Genomic DNA, 18497 nt, shown 5'->3' on the forward strand with positions numbered 1-18497 from the left:
GTGATATCTGGTCGGTCAAAGCTGGCAGACCGCAAAACTAGCTACGATGATCGCGGACAACGGCCATCACCAAACGCACAAAACCGTAGAATATCAATAACAATATAAGTGATGTCCAAATAATATAAGCGCGGCGTGGATACAACGCCTCTTCGGCCTCATAAGGGGTTGAGATCACAATCAGGTTTTTCATCTTTTTAAAGGCTTCTAGGCGCGCCTTTTCAAGTGATGATAGCGATAGCTTATACAGCTCTGTGGCAAAGTCCACATCCGCTTTGATGGTCTCAAACTGCACCGCTTGACGGTTTAGCTTGGTGGTATTTGGCGAGGTCAGCTTGGTTTGCTCTTGACGAATTTGCGCTTCAATCGCTTTAATTTGGCTTCTGATCGACACCACTTGCGGCGCATCAGGATTGAGATAGCTAAGCAGTTGCCGCTCCTCAGTACGTAGAGAGCTCAGCTGTCCTTGTAGGCTGCCAATCAGCTGATTGATAATCTGGGCGTTGGCCTGCGGGTCATAAATCTCATTGGTGTTTTGATAATTGAGTAGTTTTTCTTTGGCGTCGTTTAGGCGATCTTGTGACTCTTCTAATTGGGTTTCGGCAAACACCAACTGATCACGCGCGACTTCTTGTGAGATACGGTTTACGAATTGCTCAGACTCGTTCAAGATGGTTTTGTTTAGCTCAAACGCATAGCGTGAATCAAAGGCTTCTGTCGCTACCGACAGCACATAGCTTTGCTCATCGAGGTTGATGTGTACCCGCTTTTTGAAGTAATCGAGTAGCTCTTCTTGCGTGGCATCCGGATCAATCTCATAGATGGGGTCTGAACCATCGACATAATAAGCCTCGCGAAACTTAAACTTATCATCAAGGCGCTTGACCATATCATTCGATAAGATGTACTCGGTCAGATAGGTGGCGTCTTCTTTGCTGGTGCTATTGACACCCAGTAGCGCAGATAGCCCACCACCGGACGGCACACTTGACTCGCTGACTTGCTTTACCACCACATCAGCGGTCGATATATAACGCGGATGAGCCAGCGTCATGACATAAAATATCACGAGCACCCAAGGCAGTATGACTAAGCCGATAAATAACGAGAGGTTAATTATCTTACTTTTTTGCTTTGTGGATATGCTTTTCATAAACCTCAATCGCTTCTGTTGTATCTTCAAAGACGTGTGCTGTCTGATCCATTAATACAATACCAATATCGCAGTTACGCTTAATATCACCGATATTATGCGACACTATCAAAAACCCTGCTTGCTCACGGCGGGCGGCCAAAATCTCTTCGCTGCGCTTACGAAAAGCCGCGTCACCCACCGCCCCAGCCTCATCGAGCATATAATAATCAAAATCAAACGCCAGACTCAGCCCAAAGGTCAAACGAGCCTTCATACCAGATGAGTAGCTTTTGACCGGCATATCAAAATAGTTGCCAATATCCGCAAACTCTTCGACAAAACGAATTTTTTCATCGATATATGCCCCGCTCGAATACAGTCGGCACACAAAGCGGACGTTTTGCCGACCCGTCAAACTGCCTTGAAAGCCCCCTGCCACGCCGACTGGCCATGAAATGGTAGAGTCGGTGATGATCTCGCCATGGTCTGGCTCATCAAGTCCGCAGATGATACGCAGCAAGGTTGACTTACCCGCGCCATTACGCCCGAGCAGGCCAACACTTTGTTTATCACCAATGGTCAGATTGAGATCTTTAAAAAGATAATGCCGACCTTTTTTTGTCATAAATGACTTAGAAATGTTTTTAACTTCAATCATTTATTTACCATAAAATAAAACTAGATATTATAAATATCATAAAAATGAAATACTACGAGCTTTATTTTGAGCGTATTAGATCTTTTTCTACCGCTTTATACATGAGCAAACCTAAGAAGTTGACAGCCACTGTCCACTTTAAAAAATAGGTGATATCAATATGATAAGCGGGATAATTAGGGGCAAAAGCATGCCTGATCAGCTCGATATTATGAATAAAAGGATTATAAAGCAGGTAGCTAAAGTATGGCTCTGGCACCACATGAATCGGGTAAATAATGCCAGAAGCAAAGTACAAGATGGTAAATATAATGGTAATCACCTTGCTAATCTCACCACCATAATAACCAATAACCATCATCATCAGTGCAATGCCAAAACTAAATAAAAACAGTGTGATCCAGCAAAACAGTACGATATGTAGATTCTCTAAGCTGGCATAAATATCAAAAAAGGCCAAACCAACTAACAAAATAATCGAGGTAATAAAATAGATGATCAGCTCTAATACCGATCGAGCAATAATGACATCGATATGACGTATCGAGCGATACATCAACAAGCCTTTGTTTCCTTCAACAGCGCCTAATGCTCTCGTCGCTATCGTTTGAAACATGCGAAAAGGCACCATACCTGTCACCAAAAACAGCGGAAAACCCATCCCTGGTAAAGCGCGCTCGATGATAACGCCAAAGATAACCAAAAAGATAAGCACTTGGAACAAGACTTCAAGCGGCGCCCACAGATAGCCCAGACGATAGCCACCAAAGCGCGTCTGTAGCTCACGCATCAGCAACGCATGAAATGCCGCACCCATGACTTTAAGGCCACTACGGTGCTTGATGGGACGATAAGGAGGCAATTGTACAGACATGGCGTTACAGGACTTTACCGAAAACAGCCCCTATGATAAGTAAGCAGGACATAAGTTACAAGAATTAATCTGTGAGTAAACCGATAAACCAATGATATAGTAAGAAATCCGTAAGCTTAATGGCTCTTTTCTAAGTGGTTTCATGATAAAAACCTCAGCCTGATAGAGTTTTTAAATTATTTTAGGCAAAAAAAAACCAATCATAAAAGATTGGCTTTTTAAAACTGATTAGGTTTTATGATATATGGTGGCGATGGAGAGACTTGAACTCTCGACCTCACGATTATGAGTCGTGCGCTCTAACCAGCTGAGCTACATCGCCATTTAAGGCTCGGTATAATACCGATAGAGGTGGATATCGTCAACCCCTAATTGGCTTTTTTTGCAAAAAAAATGAATTTTATTCAAATTAAGCGCAAAAACATCACTGCTAACTATACAAACGAAGCGTAAAAACAATGCTTAAACACAACGTTTAAAAAACGAAGCATAAAAAAGTTGGTAGACCGATAAGCCGGGTTCTGTCGTGGACGATCATTCCTCTAGGCGCATCATCGCTGATACGCTCAAGCAACCTACCCGCATCGAACGCGGGCCGCGCCATGCCGATGCCTATTTGGTCTTGCTACGCGTGGAGTTTACCATGCCGTGCACCATTGCTGGCCACGCGGTGCGCTCTTACCGCACCCTTTCACCCTTACCTCGCTTGCGCGGGGCGGTCTCCTCTCTGCTGCACTGGTCGTCAGGTTACCCTGCCCAGCCGTTAGCTGGCACGCTGCCCTATGTAGCCCGGACTTTCCTCCCCTGCGCATCTGTTGCCAGTGTGCAGCGGCGATCGCCTAGTCTACCAAGGGCGCTAGTATAGCAAACCCAAGCCTCATCTGGGAATATCTTTTGTGACTAATTTCGCCTCGTCAAATAATCGCTTGTGGCCGCTTCAGATAAAACCATTTGGTAAATAAAAATATGGCAGAGCATGGCGTTGCTTATCTTGCTTTATATAGGGCAGGGTCAGCCAGTACGTGGCCGGATAGTACTGCTGCAGATGGTGTTGTAAAAACGCCATGGTACTCGTCGCAATCTCAGTATCTGTCTGAGCCGCATTATCATGAATGGGATTATAAATCACGCTATGCAGCGTTAAACCGCGCGCCTTGATGGCCTCAAGACTAAGCAAAGTATGATTGATACTGCCAAGGCGACCTGAGGTCACCAAAACTACTGGATAGCCTTGGGTGGCAATATAATCTAGCGTCAGTAATTGCTCGGTTATGGGTACGAGCAAGCCGCCTGCCCCTTCTAGCAACACCACATCGTAGTTTACTTGCAATTGCCGCGTCGCCTGAGTGATGACATCAGGGTCTAACACATCATCAGCCAGTCTGACTGCCAGATGCGGCGACGCTGGTTTTTTATAACGATAAGGGCATGTGGTGTGAGCAAGGTCACACGGCTGTAGCGGTACACCCATCAACTGGCGATGAGTAACAATATCATCAGCAATATTCATCTCACCACTGGCCAAATCAACCCCAACGCCCGTTTGTACCAGCTTTTGGGTGATGATATTTATACCCTGCTGCATCAAGGTCTTAGCCAGCATGCCAGTGGCGTAAGTTTTGCCAATGTCGGTATCGATACCGGAGATAAATAGCACACTCATATAGTAGCTCTATTGGTGGCACAAGTTTGATTTAAATAAGAGGTAACGACAATCAGTAGCGCTTGGCATAGCGTCACCAGCTCATCATCCGTCATGACATAGGGCGGCATGATATAGACCAATTTACCAAAGGGTCTGACCCAAATGCCATTTTTAATCAATAAGGATTGGAAAACGGGCATATCGACCGCTTCATCCAATTCAATGACAGCGACCGCGCCCAAACAACGTACCTCTTTGACACCATCCAATGTCGCTGCAGGCGCAAGCTGCGACTCCATAACAGCTTGCATCTCTGCCGTACGCCTCTCGATATCGTAAGACAAAATCAAATCAATCGACGCACAAGCGACCGCGCAAGCCAGCGGATTACCCATAAAGGTAGGCCCGTGCATCAGTGCAGGATAGTCGCTGTGATGAATGGTATCGGCAATATGGCGGGTGCATAAGGTGGCCGCAAAGGTCATATAGCCGCCCGTTAGCGCCTTACCCACGGTCATGATATCGGGGCTGATATCGGCATGCTCACAGGCAAACAGCTTACCACTACGGCCAAAGCCTGTGGCGATCTCATCGGTAATCAACAGCACATCATGCGCATTACATAACTGCCGCAGTAACTGCAAATACTCCGGATTATAAAAGCGCATGCCGCCTGCGCCCTGAATGACAGGCTCGATAATGAATCCGGCAAGCTGAGCGCTATGTTTAGCAAAAAACTGGGTTAATTCATCGCGCACGTCTTGCGTTAATTTATGTTCAAATCCCAATGGCGGGGCTGGGACAAAATGCTGTACCGGCAGCTGCTTACCGTATAAGCTATGCATGCCATTGATAGGATCGCAGACGCTCATCGCATGCCAGGTATCGCCATAATAGCCTGAATGCGTCGAGGCAAACTGGCACTTTTGCGGACGCTTGGCAGCAATCTGATACTGTAGCGCCATCTTTAATGCCACTTCCACCGCGATACTGCCGCTATCAGCATAAAAAATAGCATCGAGGCCTGTTGGTACGATGGAGAGCAGTTTTTCACCCAAGTCTATCGCCGGCTGATGGGTCAAGCCCCCAAACATCACATGCGCCATTTTGCCGAGCTGATGAGTCATTGCCGCATTGAGCACCGGATGGTTATAGCCATGCACGCTTGCCCACCATGACGACATGCCATCTATGAGGCGCGTGCCATCTTGAGTGACGATATAGATACCTTCGGCATGGTCAATGACGATATTTGGATAAGTAGGCGGCAAGCTGGCATAGGGATGCCACAAGTGCTGGTGGTCGAAGTCGCTGGTAGACATACTCATCGTCCGCTCGCAAACGAAAAGTATGTATGTTGAAAAAAGTGTATAGGCAATTGAATATCCGTATTCATCATATTATTCCTAGGCGTTGTTGGGCAGTAGCATCTCAGCGCATTATTGACCAGTGATACGCTTGTATTTGGCCAATAAATCGCTTTCGGTTTCGACATGATCGGGGTCTTTTGGAATACAGTCGACAGGACAGATAACCACGCACTGCGGCTCATCGAAGTGGCCGACACACTCTGTGCACAGGTCAGGGTCGATCACATATATATCATCGCCCTCAGAGATGGCCTCGTTTGGGCAAGCAGGCTCGCAGACATCACAGTTGATGCATTCGTCAGTGATGAACAATGCCATAAACTGCTCCTTATGTATGACTAATAACAAGCGCGGCAGATTACTCTGGCGAGTTTGGTGAAGGATAAAATAACTGTCAGCAGATAAACGGTGACGGCTAGTTAAGCGTGAGCTTTTTGGCAAAAGCTTGCGAGACACAAGGCGGCACAAATTTATTGACATCGCCGCCAAGCTTGGCAATCTCACGAATCATCGTCGATGAGATAAACGAGTAGTTTTGCGATGGCGTCAAAAACACCGCCTCAAAATTTTCATCGAGCTCGCGGTTCATATTGGCCAGCTGAAACTCATACTCAAAATCCGACATCGCACGCAGGCCACGCAAGACGGCAGTGGCACCTTGCAGGCGCATAAAATCCACGAGCAAACCTTCAAAACCCACCACCGACACTTGCGGCAAATCTGCAAACACCGTCTCGACCAAGGCCACCCGCTCCTCAAAACTAAACAGCGGTTTTTTGTGGTGCCCTGATGCCACGGCAATGACCACCTCATCAAACAATTTGGTCGCGCGCGTCACCAAATCGACATGGCCATTGGTAATGGGGTCAAAGGTGCCAGGGTATAAAATCTTGGTCTGAAGCTTTGAAGCATGGGCGACATTTGCTGAATTCATAGCAGTGTTAATCTGGTCGTTAATGATACTGCACATGCTAGCAAATTTTGCCTACATTTAATACTTATCTGCTACATTTGTCCTAACAGCCGATTTACCTTTTGCCCCTTTGCTTTGCTACAATAAGCGCTTCGACTCATCTCACATAGTAGGCCCGCCGATGGTCTTGGATGAGGAATGGTAAGACAAGGATGCAGTACACTGACATCCTGATGGAGAATTTATGTCAAAAAAAGCAAAAAAACCAGACAATCAAATCTGCGCCAATAAAAAAGCGCGGCACGAGTATTTTATCGAAGAAACCTTTGAGGCAGGCTTGTCATTGCAAGGCTGGGAAGTCAAAGCCATTCGTGCAGGCAAAATGTCCATCACCGAGGCTTATATTACCTTTCGTAATGGTGAGGCTTTCTTGTTTGGTGCTCATATCCAGCCTCTGCTATCTAGCTCGACGCACATTAGCCCCGATAGCATCCGTACCCGTAAGCTGCTGCTCAACCGCCGTGAAATCGATAAACTGTATGGCGCGGTCAATCAAAAAGGCTATGCTTGTGTGCCGCTGTCTTGCTACTGGAAGCGCTCGATGGTCAAGTGTCAGATCGCCCTTGCCGTCGGTAAAAAGCAACACGATAAACGTAAAACCCTGAAAGACCGCGACTGGGAGCGCGATAAGCAGCGCGGCTTTAAGCAGCATTTGGATTAAATGCTCTGGCAGGCGTTGCTCCTATCGAGCTGATAAACAGGACGATTTACCACCGCGTAAATCGTCCTGTTTTATTATAAATATCACCCCAGCGTACGTACATGCGTTAAGCGGCAGCTTTTGTACCTAACGTCTCGTTTTTGGTACCGCGCAGCTGACGGATACCATGGAGCAGTAAACACACAATACCGAGCCAGATCAGCCCATAGCTATATATCATCGCCGACTCAAATGGATTGCCCAAGACCGTGATTGCCAAAATAAACAGCAACGCAGGCTCCAGATAGCTCATCATGCCGTAAACATTGACAGGGAGCAGCTGGCTGGCATCGACATTGGTTCTCATCGCCAGCACACTCAGCACGCCCAATCCTGCCAGCATCAAAATAAAAAATCCAGAGCCGCTCACCAGCGCGACACTGCTCGGCGCAAACAAACATAAATACGCGAGCGCGAATGGCGCAAAAATGGTCAAATCCACCAACAACCCCGTCACCGCCCCGATGCCCTGCCAGCGGCGCAAAATATAATAAATAGGATAGGTGCCGCACACCCAAATCGTCGCCCACGACACGCTGTGGGTACGGACGATTTCACTACCGACGCCGAGGGCGGCAAAGCCAACGGCCAGCCACTGCAAACGGCTCAGCTTTTCGCCAAATAGGACACAGCCAAACACCACCATCATCAGCGGAAATAAAAAATAGCCCATCGCCGTCTGTACGCCCTGTCCATTGACCGGTGCCCACATAAATAACCAAAATTGACTTAAAAATATCGGCGTTGGTAATAGCAGCCATGCCCACTGCTTGGCGCCTGTCAACGCTTTGAGCTTATGGATATGTCCGCCCAGACGCCCACTTATCAGTAAATACCCTACCAGCGCCGCCCACATCGCCAGCATCCGCCAGATAAACACTTGCGTACCCGATAACGGTGCCAAAAAACTGCTATAGGCGTACAGCACCCCAAACAATACATTGGACAATACCGCCAACGCCGCGCCCATTATTAAGGTACGTTGCTGAATGCTGCCTGCTGTCCACATCGTAGGCAATGGCACGCGCGAAACAGTGGTGATGAGTGTATTCGCGAATACGTTAGATAGCGTTGAGATAGACATAGTTAGCACCATAAGTTTGAATAGACGTTTGAGCGTTCAGTTATTATTTTTATTGATGAGCTCTGTTTGTTGCCGACTATTTTACTAAGGCACTATGGGATAGTATCTCTATATAAGTAGAATTTTGAATTTATTTATCGAGTAAGTACTATAAAACTATATTATTTATCAACTTTCGATTTATAGTGATAATACTTTTAACCAGAGGTGAGAAAGATGAGTCATACATTAGACAATATTGATAAAGCCATCTTAAACTTGCTACAAGACGATGCAACGCTGCCGCTAAAGACGGTGGCCGAGCAAGTCCATGTCTCTGTCGCCACCGCACAGCGCCGTATCCAAACGCTTGTCAGTGACGGCGTCATCACCAAACAAGTGGCCATCGTCGACCCAAGTAAGGTGGGCTACGGGCTGACGGCGATTGTGATGGTCGAGATGGCGCGCTCCAACACCTCGATGCAGCATCGGTTTGAGCGCTTGATGCACACGCAGCCTCAAGTGATGAGCTGCTATGAGGTGTCGGGCGATGCGGATTTTATGTTGATGGTCAATGCCAAAAACATGCAAGACTATCATCGGTTTACCACAGGCCTACTCACTTATGACAATAATGTGCGGGGCTTTAAGAGCCAGTTTGTAATGAACTTTACCAAAAGCGGCACCAAAATATTGCTCGACTGACAGTAATGCTGATAACAGTCAGGACAGTAACAATCAGGACAATCAATGCCAACAACGCTTTTGCCTTAGCATTTGATGTGGTGACTTTTCCACTGCAAGTATTGGGCGATTAGCTTGTGTCTTTGACTAAAGCAGTCATGATTTTAAAAACACGGTACAAGCCAGCGGTTTGGTGTCCGCCTTTACGCTCAATATTCTCTTACGCTATCAATAACTTACCCTTTACTCATTAAAACGGCTTTATGACATCCTGAAGACAATTCATGTTAAAATGAGCGTTTTTTAATGAGCCGTTATTATTATTGATAAATAACGGCTTATTTTTTAGTGTCACTTTTTATTTAACAGGTCCGCCCATGTCTGCCGATACCATCGCCCGCACCGCCTTTAAACAAGGCATCAAACCGCTTTATGATTATGACAAACACTGGGCGAGCTGCTACGAGCCTGCGCCTTATCTACCGATGAGCCGTGCTGAGATGGACGCGCTTGGCTGGGATGCCTGTGATGTCATTATCATCTCAGGCGACGCTTATGTCGATCACCCAAGCTTTGGTATGGCGATTATCGGTCGCTTATTAGAAGCGCAGGGCTTTCGCGTCGGTATCATCGCCCAGCCTGACTGGAAGAGCAAAGACGCTTTTATGGCACTTGGCAAGCCGGTCTATGCGTACGGCGTGACCGCAGGCAATATGGACAGTATGATCAACCGCTATACCGCCGATCGCAAGATTCGTAGCGATGATGCGTACTCACCGGGCAACGTGGCAAACAAGCGCCCCGACCGCGCCGCGATCGTCTATAGCCAGCGCTGCCGTGAGGCCTATCCTGATGTGCCGATTATCCTCGGCGGTATCGAGGGTAGCCTTCGCCGTATCGCCCACTACGACTACTGGTCAGATAAAGTGCGCCGTAGCGTCTTGCTCGACGCCCGCGCTGATGTATTATTGTACGGCAATGCCGAGCGCGCCATCGTCGATGTGGTACATGGTCTGTCTAAAGGCTATACGTTTGAGCAGATGAGTAAGCTGCGAGGCACAGCGTACCTACTCTCGCCGAGTCGTCGCCATTGGCAAGCGGATATGACTGAGGTCGCCAGCAACGATGTCGATACCGTCGGCCGCGTCGATCCAATCATCAACCCGTACGTGATGACCGAGGACGTTGATAGCTGTAAAATCGAACAAGAAAAACCATCGGACTCGCCAGTTGGGCAAGCCATGACAGGAATGTCTGCCCAATATGCTGGCTTCGTCGCCGAGCCCGTCACCCACAAAGTCTTAAATGCTGATCAAGTCGATACCGACACGCAAGTGGTACAGATGCGCGGGTTTGATAAGATAAAAACAAACAAGCCGATGACCGCGCGGAAGCATAAGCTAAAAATGCCGCCACGTGATAAGACAGTGATTCGCCTGCCTGACTATGAGCACGTCAAATCAGACCCTGTGCTCTACGCGCATGCCAACCGTATCCTGCATTTAGAGACCAATCCCGGTAACGCTCGGGCGCTGGTGCAACGACACAACAGCGGCGGTGGTAACTCACACAGTGCCATCGATGTATGGCTAAACCCGCCACCGATTCCGCTGTCCACCGAAGAGATGGATTATGTGTTTGACCTGCCCTATGCCCGCTTGCCGCATCCGAGCTATGGTGACGCACGCATCCCAGCTTATGACATGATTAAGTTTTCGGTCAATATCATGCGCGGCTGCTTTGGTGGTTGTACGTTTTGCTCTATCACTGAGCACGAAGGCCGCATCATTCAAAACCGCTCAGAGGACTCCATCCTACGTGAAGTCGAAGCCATCCGTGATACTGCGCCTAACTTTACCGGAGTTATCTCCGATCTTGGTGGCCCTACTGCCAACATGTACCGCCTCAACTGCAAAAATGAGACCATTGAGAAAAACTGCCGCAAGCCGTCTTGTGTCTATCCTGATGTCTGTGAAAACCTCATTACCGATCACAGCAACCTCACCCAGCTATATCGTAAAGCCCGTAATATCAAAGGTGTGAAAAAAATCCTAATCGCCTCAGGCTTGCGTTATGACTTGGCTGTAAAAGACCCTGAATATGTCAAAGAGCTGGTCAGCCATCATGTCGGCGGCTATCTAAAAATTGCCCCAGAGCATTCAGAAGAAGGCGTACTGTCCAAGATGATGAAGCCGGGCATGGGCAGCTACGACGAATTTAAAGCCATGTTTGAGCGCTTCAGCGCCGAGGCTGGCAAAGAGCAGTATCTGATTCCTTACTTTATCGCCGCTCACCCTGGCACCAAAGATGAGGACATGATGAACCTTGCGCTGTGGCTAAAGCGTAACGGCTACCGCGCCGACCAAGTGCAGGCGTTTTATCCTAGCCCCATGGCGACCGCGACCACCATGTACCATACCCACAAAGACCCGCTACACAAGGTCAGCCGTGAGGGTGGTGATATGGACATCGTCAAATCAGGCAAGCAGCGCAAATTGCACAAAGCCTTTCTTCGCTACCATGACCCAAAAAACTGGGCACTACTGCGTAAAGCGCTACAAGACATGGGCCGCAGCGACTTGATCGGTAAAAATCGCGGCTGCCTGATACCGCCATATAACGCCCATCTAGAAGGCCGTGATGCGGTGCAAGACAGCTACCAGTCTGCACGCAAAAAGAATAGCCGCGTCGGCAACGATTCGCTCAAACGCAGCAACCGCGCCTCTGAGCGCCCAACGACCAATAAAGCTGGGAACAAAAATAGCAAAAAGCGCGTCAGTAAAGGCAACTTTCAGACGCAGCATACTGGCCTGCCGCCGCGCAAGACTAAATAGTCTGGACTATGGCTAAAGTGACTATCCCAAGCGCTGTTCAAGCAAAACGCCTATCGACCAACGGTCGGCAGGCGTTTTTTGGTGATTGTAGGGTGTTATATCAAATTAACTATCAAATGTGGCACTGGCGGCGAGCTGGCTATCACTAACGACTGTCCCGTAGCGTTACATTAATCAGTGTTTACGTAACTTAATGAACATGTAACAAACAATTTCTAACACTCATCAAAGGCAGTTTTCGTTACCATAGGCAATATATACTTATGCCTATGTTTAATGCATTTTTGGCTTAATGCATTGTTAATAATAAATACATGATAATTTTTATAAACGTCTTAAGACCTCTTATAATTTTGTTAAATATTTGGAGAATACTATGAACACCCTAACCAAAATCGCCACTGCCTTACCTGCCCTTGCACTGCTAAGCGCTTGTGCCACGACCGCACCAACCACGCCAAACGCTACAAATACGCCAGCATCAGAGAGCGTCACGGATGCTGCTTACGACCGTATGGCACCAGCACCTTATACTTGTACTGATGACAGCCAAATCATGGCAAAACAGTCTATCAATAAAAAACAAGTTATGCTAAACGCCACCATGCCTAAAGTAAAATGGGCAGAGCAGCCAATTATCCTAAACGGCGGCGTACAAGGTGACGTAGCCAGCTATATCAATGACTCAAATCCAGAAGCAGTCTATGCTTGGCATATGAAAGGCGACAAAGGTATCTTTGCTATCAAATGGGCAAACGGTACAGAATATCAAGTAAACTGCCAGATCGGTAGATAATGTTTAAGGTTTAGTCGTTAAGCTTTTGCGTTTAAACGACAGAAAGTCAAAAAGCCAAACCAATAAAGTACGTCAAAAGCAGTCATCAAAAGATGGCTGTTTTTTTATGCGTGTTAATAGTCTCTGTCAGTGCCATGGTTGAAGGTTCAACACGCCCTAATCAAACAACGAAAATAGCGCAGGTAATATCGAGGTATTAGAAAATGTGGAGGACACACCCTAGAGAAGCCAAGCAAAAGCTGGCAAAATAGCACAACGGGTAATCATAACGAGCAATCATAACGACCACTCATAACGACCAATAACAAAGAGGATACATCGATGGGAATGCGCTTAACGAGTATATTACTAATGGCTACTGCTGGTTGGGCGCTAGTAGGTTGTGACCAGCCAACTGAGGTGGCCGAACCTGCGACTGAGCAAGCAGCAGTGTCCAGCGATGGCACTGCAAAAACCTCAGCGCCTGCCGCCTACACCATCGATTGGTCGTCGGTCGCGAGCGGCGAAAAGCCTGCTGAACGCAGTTCCTATGAGTACCCCTTTGCCATCGATAGCCAAAACGTCCTCGATTATGCCGAGTATTTTGATATGGATACTGCTACTGCCCAGCACAACCTCACGGTGAGCATGGCGAGCAATGAAGCACTGTCAAAGGTTCTAGATCAGCTGAGCGAGCGCTATACCTCACACGAGATTATCGATAGTGAAGAGATAAAACTTGTCATTCATACCACGCCTGACGTGGCGGCCAGCCGTTATGATTATGTATTGGCAGATGACTTTGCAAAAGGGTTGGTCTTGCCTATCGTTATTCAGCCGGATGGTAAAAAAGGCGAGGTTAAGACGCATGAGGAGATAGCGGAGTAGAGACTAGGATTTATACTAATGTGACATTCCTAGTCTTTTACTATTTATAATGTAAATCCACATTAATTAGCTAATTTGATGATGCCAATTCCTAAGTGCTCTATCCGCCGAACTCCGATCAATGGCAATATACCGCTGAATTACATCAATATTTTCATTTATTGAAATACTTGGATTGCAAACACTATCTATTACCGCATATAAACTCTGAAAAGGTATTTCTTTAAGTGAATATAAATTGTACTTTCTAAACCAACCTTCTTTTTTATAATATAGTCGAGCTATAGATGCATAAAAATATTTAGAGTAACTACTCGAAAACATATAGTTTAGTTCATTTCTAAATATTGAAGGTTCTACAGGCTTATTATATTTTTGTAACAACTTATTAATACCACCTATATATTTATTTAAATCAATATTTGCGTATGCTAGTTCTGGCAATGTATAGAGCATTCTATCTACTTGAACAACTGTACCAGAGTTAATCATTTCATCCAGATAAAAACCTGCATGATTCAGACTTTTACTTTTCAGTAAATTAGCTATTTCTGGCTTAGTTAGAGGCTTCTCATTCCGTCTCATCGTATCTATGATGACATCTCTTTGAGTAATACTCTTAAAGTCTTTTTTCAACCCTACTGAGTCCGTTTGCGAACGGCCATCAAAGTAGAACCCGTAGTCCTCTCCAAAATGCTTTACAAAATGGCGAATTTCATAATAATCATATTTCTGTAGACTATTGGAAGAACGATAACACTCACCTAAATGAAATACATCTCTTGAGACTGCCTCTCCATATTCCATTATATTAAGAAAAATATCATCTAACACAATATTATCCGTATCAATAAAGTTCGTATGCTTGTAAATGCCTTTGCCACTTAAAAATATATAATCTGGTAGCTCAAAAGCTGTTTGTTCTAAGCGTGCTTCTTGTATTGATGTTTTCGAATAGCTATTGCTATTCACAATTTTTGCAACATCTAACCAAGGCAAACCTTTTTCATGGTTAACCAAAACACATGCTGTAGCTTCTGCCTTGCCAAGCTGCTTCGGCCATACATACTGGCCTTCAATCATAATCGAATCTTGATTTTGCAAAGTAACTATAGCATTATCTATATTTCTAATTTCTACTAATTTTAGGTCATCTAAATACTCTCTAATATCATTAATAAGAGCCGGAGCCCCATTTTCTACAAAATAGATATTTAATATAGCTTTATCTATTTCAGGATATACATATTCAATTAACTTTTCTTGACCACAGACCAAACTTAAAAATTCATAAAACTCTTTTTCTGAATAAAAACAAAGAAACAAGTCTTTGAAATTAATGCTAATATCCGGATTTAGTTTTGGCTCCAGAAACTGCCATAGCATTAATTGACCTAAACGCATATTTCGAATAAAGTTATTATTGATTTTAGTTTCTTTCTGACGAATCCTTTCTCTAGTAAGGCCAAATTTTTCAGAAATCTCTTCAAGAGTTTGTTTATCCTCGATGAAACCCCAACGTTTCTGAACAATCTCTGCTTCTTCAAACGTTAACTTATCGAAATACATATCTATATCTTCTAATAATATTCTTTCTATCTGTGTAAGTGAAAGTTGGTCCAATTTCCTAGGTACAATTAAAGTAGACTCAAACTCTTTATAGTTAATATTTCCTAATATAATAGCCTGAAGTTCATCTTGAATTAATCCTCGAAATTCAATTAATTTGTCTACTACACTAGTACCAAAATGAGGTAACGTAATTAAAGTATGTCGATCAAAATTCAAGATCTCATTTATATGTTCACTTAGATCATTAACATTAATGTATCTAGCATATTTTTCCAATGGCTTCGTAAACTTAGAGTCTATACCTAAGAGACTTATACGCATATTGCTAGTATCGCATGATTGCAAACTATCGCTACTAATAGAATTAGTATATTCTAGTTTTTCATTTTCAGGTGATACTTGTGTTAATAACTTTAGATCTTCGAAAATTTTAACATAAGACGAACCAACTCCTGGCAGATTCGATATTCTAGAAGTGGGTAAACTCAAAAGTTCACCTAAAGTCTCTCCGAGGCTAAAGTTTTCATTAGATAGACTGACATTTCTAAGCCTTTTAATCAATTTTAAATAACTGTCAGAGAGATGCAAATCATCTAATCTCGTTGACATACTAGGAGCTTTATTCCTATTTATTGTTGAAATTGTAGAATCTTCGTCTTTTACATGTTCGAAGATACCTTCAATATTTTTGTCTTGAGAAACCTCTAGGTTACAATGTTCTGGTTCTGGTTCTGGTTCTGGTTCTGGTTCTGGTTCTGGTTCTGGTTCTGGTTCTGGTTCTGGTTCTGGTTCTGGTTCTGGTTCTGGTTCTATGATATTAGTATGTGAATCAACATCGTTGACAATATTTATAGAAAACAATCTAAGAAAGTCAGCAAAATAAACATTTTGCTTTAGAGAAATAAAATCTTCGATACTCATTTTTTCACATAAATCCCAAAGATTTAACTGCTGATGAATATCTATATTCGTGTTTGCAGAAATATTATTTATTAGCTTTTCGATAACAATATCTACATTTTCAAATTGAGCATCAATTTTTAAATATTTCACCTTATTGTACATCCTTCAATTTTTTGAGGAAAACTGAGATCGAACGATACTTATTCTTAATTTCTTCTTGTTCTGACATAGAAAGTTTTTTAATGTCAGATCTAGAAAATACCTTCATTTTAAGGCTATCGATCAAAACACACTCAGTCGTAATAATTTCCACTTGCTCACTAACTCTTGAGCTATCAGATGAGCCTACTTGCAAATCTTCTATAACCTCATTAAAACTAGGCAATAGTATTTGAACTTCCTTATCAGTAAACTCATATAATTGTGATTCCATAAAATGATGTGAGATCGCTCTCAAACTAGGCACTACTTTATACTGCTGGAAATACGACTTGACAAAATCACTTATCTTTTTAGTCATTGGTTCTGTGTCAAAATTATTATTTAATGCAGCGTATAAGAAATTATAATACGATCCAAAATGGGTAGAAATTTGATCTAAACTTACATCCATTAGAACTTTATCTAAATCAAAAATAAATGGGATATTTCCATTTACTTGAAAATAACTGCGTAATTTTTTTAATAGAATTTCTCGGCTATTAAGCTGCAGATTCATATTTTCAATCAACTCAAGTACTTTTGCAGCTTCTGTACTATATTTAACTTCAAGAGAGCCATCATGGAAGACATCTTGTGTTGAGAGCCCTTCCACATCATCAATTAGACTTTCTCTATCAACTGGCATATTTCTAACTGCCCTTGAAAGTTCTTTAACTTCATTTAGCCGCTCTAAAGAGCCAACAAAATCTAAGACATGAACATATTCTTTATTAGGCGTCTTTCTTAAACCACGACCTAACTGTTGAAGCCATATTGTTCGAGAGCCTGTATAACGCATAAAAATAAGAACATTAGTTTCGGGTATATCAATACCTTCATTAAAAAGATCACAAACTAGAATATACTTGTACTCACCTTCTCTGAAGTTTCGAATATTTTCTCGTCGTTCTTGGTCTGACATTTTAGAATGAACCAATGTAGCTGTACCAAGTTCGAAAAAGCCTATTAAATGATTCATATGTCGAATACTTCGACAGAAAATTATTCCTTTAATATTTTCAATTTCCTGTTCAGCTACTGTCCTTTCAATAATCCGAACCACTTCTTGATCTTTTTTATGTAGGAATAGTCTTTTATCTAAATCAGCAATAGAAAGGCCACTATCTAACTGGTCAATTTTATCTTGATCCAGATCATCTAATAAAACTAAATATTTAGGAAATGCAAGTTTTCTATGTTTAAGCGCCCAAACTAAATCAAACTTACCAATATGTGCTTCATCACCCCCAAAAAATCTAATAACGTCTTTATTATCAGCACGATATGGTGTCGCAGTCAATCCAATTAAAAGCCTCGGCTTAAAATTTGTGACAACTTCAGAGTAGGTTCTGGCTGGTGTATGATGGGCTTCATCTACAATTACAAAATCAAAAGATTTTTTGTGGAGCTGAGCTATTTGTCCATAGAGAGTATCAAATGATGCAAATACAAAATCTGTATCCTCTGGGTGTGAGCCAGAGATACAAGCGGAGAAACTGTAATTTCCTATACCTAGGACATTTTTAAAGGCTGTGACAGATTGGAGTAATATTTCTACTTGATGTGCTAGAAATAACACTCTTGGTATTAGACCGTTTTGTTGAATTAACCTTTTGATTATATGAGCTACCGTATAAGTTTTACCTAGTCCTGTAGCCATCTCGATTAATAACTTTGATTTTCCATTCTCATATTGCGTCAAAGCCTCATCAATAACATTCTGTTGATATTTGCGAGGTTTAATGTCACGTCCAATTTCTGAATGTTTCACTACCCACAAGTTTTGCAATTCGTCACGATCTATAAGTTCAACACCAAGCCTTAGTGCTCGAACCTTTACTTCAGATGTGAAATATGAGTTTGTAACTAAAATCTTATTTGCTACGTTGGCTAACCTTGCTCCAGTAACTAGTTGATTAAGAGCTTTTACATCTACTGTAGCTTTCAGATTCCTTTGTTTAACTTCAATAGCAAACTTACGCTTGCCTTTATAGGCAAAAATATCAACACCACCATCACCATATTTAAATTCTTTACCTACTTCTGTAATTACAGCATCTGTCCAGCCAGATGCTACAAATAGATCCCTAATAAATATTTCAAAGTCGGTGGGTGAAAGACTATCAATATCTTTAAATTCGTTGATCATGTTTCAATTTACACTTAAATAATTAAAAGTATTACATAATAATTAAACATTTGTTAATTATAAATCCCTGAGA

15 protein-coding genes, 1 tRNA gene and 1 other RNA gene are annotated in these 18497 nt (G+C 43.5%); 5 read left to right on the forward strand and 12 right to left on the reverse strand.

Features of this window, described 5'->3' with window-relative positions; genetic code table 11:
* Window positions 1-37: 37 nt before the first annotated feature.
* From J3491_RS05365 to coaD, 9 genes are all read right to left on the reverse strand, one after another.
* Window positions 38-1153 (reverse strand): KpsE/RkpR family capsule polysaccharide export protein, encoded by a 1116-nt coding sequence (locus J3491_RS05365; protein WP_075102003.1) that lies wholly within the window; start codon window positions 1151-1153, stop codon window positions 38-40.
* Window positions 1122-1793: an ABC transporter ATP-binding protein gene (locus J3491_RS05370; RefSeq protein WP_075102002.1), complete on the reverse strand. Its 672-nt coding sequence runs from the start codon at window positions 1791-1793 to the stop codon at window positions 1122-1124. Before J3491_RS05370 ends, J3491_RS05365 begins: the two co-directional genes overlap by 32 nt.
* Before the next feature lie 61 nt (window positions 1794-1854).
* Window positions 1855-2667 carry an ABC transporter permease gene (locus J3491_RS05375; protein ID WP_207969427.1) on the reverse strand — a complete coding sequence of 271 codons (813 nt, stop codon included), beginning with the start codon at window positions 2665-2667 and terminating at the stop codon, window positions 1855-1857.
* Between the two features lie 245 nt (window positions 2668-2912).
* Window positions 2913-2989, reverse strand: a tRNA-Met gene (locus J3491_RS05380).
* A 172-nt stretch (window positions 2990-3161) separates the two neighbouring features.
* Window positions 3162-3518, reverse strand: an RNA gene (gene rnpB / locus J3491_RS05385) — RNase P RNA component class A.
* 86 nt (window positions 3519-3604) lie between these two features.
* Window positions 3605-4330 (reverse strand): dethiobiotin synthase, encoded by a 726-nt coding sequence (gene bioD, locus J3491_RS05390; RefSeq protein WP_207969428.1) that lies wholly within the window; start codon window positions 4328-4330, stop codon window positions 3605-3607.
* A complete protein-coding gene (gene bioA, locus J3491_RS05395; protein ID WP_207969429.1) occupies window positions 4327-5640 on the reverse strand; it encodes an adenosylmethionine--8-amino-7-oxononanoate transaminase in 1314 nt (437 codons plus the stop codon). Before bioA ends, bioD begins: the two co-directional genes overlap by 4 nt.
* 111 nt (window positions 5641-5751) lie before the next feature.
* Window positions 5752-6000, reverse strand: a complete 249-nt coding sequence (locus tag J3491_RS05400; protein WP_207969430.1) for a YfhL family 4Fe-4S dicluster ferredoxin — start codon at window positions 5998-6000, stop codon at window positions 5752-5754.
* Window positions 6001-6097: 97 nt separating this feature from the next.
* Window positions 6098-6616, reverse strand: a complete 519-nt coding sequence (coaD, locus tag J3491_RS05405) for a pantetheine-phosphate adenylyltransferase (RefSeq protein ID WP_075102063.1) — start codon at window positions 6614-6616, stop codon at window positions 6098-6100.
* Window positions 6617-6839: 223 nt separating this feature from the next.
* On the opposite strand from coaD, the gene smpB reads away from it, so the two are divergent.
* On the forward strand, window positions 6840-7316 hold the full coding sequence (smpB, locus tag J3491_RS05410) for an SsrA-binding protein SmpB (RefSeq protein WP_075101997.1): 477 nt from the start codon (window positions 6840-6842) through the stop codon (window positions 7314-7316).
* 106 nt (window positions 7317-7422) lie between these two features.
* On the opposite strand, the gene J3491_RS05415 is transcribed toward smpB, so the two are convergent.
* Complete coding sequence (locus J3491_RS05415; RefSeq protein WP_207969431.1) at window positions 7423-8439, reverse strand: EamA family transporter; 1017 nt, start codon at window positions 8437-8439, stop codon at window positions 7423-7425.
* Window positions 8440-8655: 216 nt separating this feature from the next.
* Here J3491_RS05415 and J3491_RS05420 point away from each other — a divergent pair, with 216 nt between their 5' ends.
* The 4 genes from J3491_RS05420 to J3491_RS05435 all read left to right on the forward strand — a co-directional run bounded on the left by J3491_RS05420 (window position 8656) and on the right by J3491_RS05435 (window position 13599).
* Window positions 8656-9123 carry an Lrp/AsnC family transcriptional regulator gene (locus J3491_RS05420; RefSeq protein WP_075101995.1) on the forward strand — a complete coding sequence of 156 codons (468 nt, stop codon included), beginning with the start codon at window positions 8656-8658 and terminating at the stop codon, window positions 9121-9123.
* A gap of 356 nt (window positions 9124-9479) precedes the next feature.
* Window positions 9480-11936, forward strand: coding sequence for a YgiQ family radical SAM protein (locus tag J3491_RS05425; RefSeq protein WP_207969432.1), 2457 nt, complete (start codon window positions 9480-9482; stop codon window positions 11934-11936).
* A 376-nt stretch (window positions 11937-12312) separates the two neighbouring features.
* Complete coding sequence (locus J3491_RS05430; protein WP_075101994.1) at window positions 12313-12732, forward strand: hypothetical protein; 420 nt, start codon at window positions 12313-12315, stop codon at window positions 12730-12732.
* A gap of 351 nt (window positions 12733-13083) precedes the next feature.
* Window positions 13084-13599, forward strand: coding sequence for a hypothetical protein (locus J3491_RS05435; RefSeq protein WP_243456155.1), 516 nt, complete (start codon window positions 13084-13086; stop codon window positions 13597-13599).
* Between the two features lie 66 nt (window positions 13600-13665).
* Here J3491_RS05435 and J3491_RS12065 read toward each other — a convergent pair whose 3' ends face one another.
* Window positions 13666-16224 carry a sigma factor-like helix-turn-helix DNA-binding protein gene (locus J3491_RS12065; RefSeq protein WP_207969434.1) on the reverse strand — a complete coding sequence of 853 codons (2559 nt, stop codon included), beginning with the start codon at window positions 16222-16224 and terminating at the stop codon, window positions 13666-13668.
* 1 nt (window position 16225) lies between these two features.
* A complete protein-coding gene (locus tag J3491_RS05445) occupies window positions 16226-18424 on the reverse strand; it encodes a DEAD/DEAH box helicase family protein (RefSeq protein WP_207969435.1) in 2199 nt (732 codons plus the stop codon).
* Between the last annotated feature and the right edge of the window lie 73 nt (window positions 18425-18497).

Origin of the sequence: Psychrobacter halodurans, from assembly GCF_017498075.1 — a bacterium.
GTDB classification, from domain to species: Bacteria; Pseudomonadota; Gammaproteobacteria; order Pseudomonadales; family Moraxellaceae; genus Psychrobacter; species Psychrobacter celer.

Coding starts and splice junctions, on each gene's coding strand:
- J3491_RS05365 (WP_075102003.1), bottom strand. CDS start 1,153: ATGAAAAGCATATCCACAAAGCAAAAAAGTAAGATAATTAACCTCTCG.
- J3491_RS05370 (WP_075102002.1), bottom strand. CDS start 1,793: ATGATTGAAGTTAAAAACATTTCTAAGTCATTTATGACAAAAAAAGGT.
- J3491_RS05375 (WP_207969427.1), bottom strand. CDS start 2,667: ATGTCTGTACAATTGCCTCCTTATCGTCCCATCAAGCACCGTAGTGGC.
- bioD (WP_207969428.1), bottom strand. CDS start 4,330: ATGAGTGTGCTATTTATCTCCGGTATCGATACCGACATTGGCAAAACT.
- bioA (WP_207969429.1), bottom strand. CDS start 5,640: ATGAGTATGTCTACCAGCGACTTCGACCACCAGCACTTGTGGCATCCC.
- J3491_RS05400 (WP_207969430.1), bottom strand. CDS start 6,000: ATGGCATTGTTCATCACTGACGAATGCATCAACTGTGATGTCTGCGAG.
- coaD (WP_075102063.1), bottom strand. CDS start 6,616: ATGAATTCAGCAAATGTCGCCCATGCTTCAAAGCTTCAGACCAAGATT.
- smpB (WP_075101997.1), top strand. CDS start 6,840: ATGTCAAAAAAAGCAAAAAAACCAGACAATCAAATCTGCGCCAATAAA.
- J3491_RS05415 (WP_207969431.1), bottom strand. CDS start 8,439: ATGTCTATCTCAACGCTATCTAACGTATTCGCGAATACACTCATCACC.
- J3491_RS05420 (WP_075101995.1), top strand. CDS start 8,656: ATGAGTCATACATTAGACAATATTGATAAAGCCATCTTAAACTTGCTA.
- J3491_RS05425 (WP_207969432.1), top strand. CDS start 9,480: ATGTCTGCCGATACCATCGCCCGCACCGCCTTTAAACAAGGCATCAAA.
- J3491_RS05430 (WP_075101994.1), top strand. CDS start 12,313: ATGAACACCCTAACCAAAATCGCCACTGCCTTACCTGCCCTTGCACTG.
- J3491_RS05435 (WP_243456155.1), top strand. CDS start 13,084: ATGGCTACTGCTGGTTGGGCGCTAGTAGGTTGTGACCAGCCAACTGAG.
- J3491_RS05445 (WP_207969435.1), bottom strand. CDS start 18,424: ATGATCAACGAATTTAAAGATATTGATAGTCTTTCACCCACCGACTTT.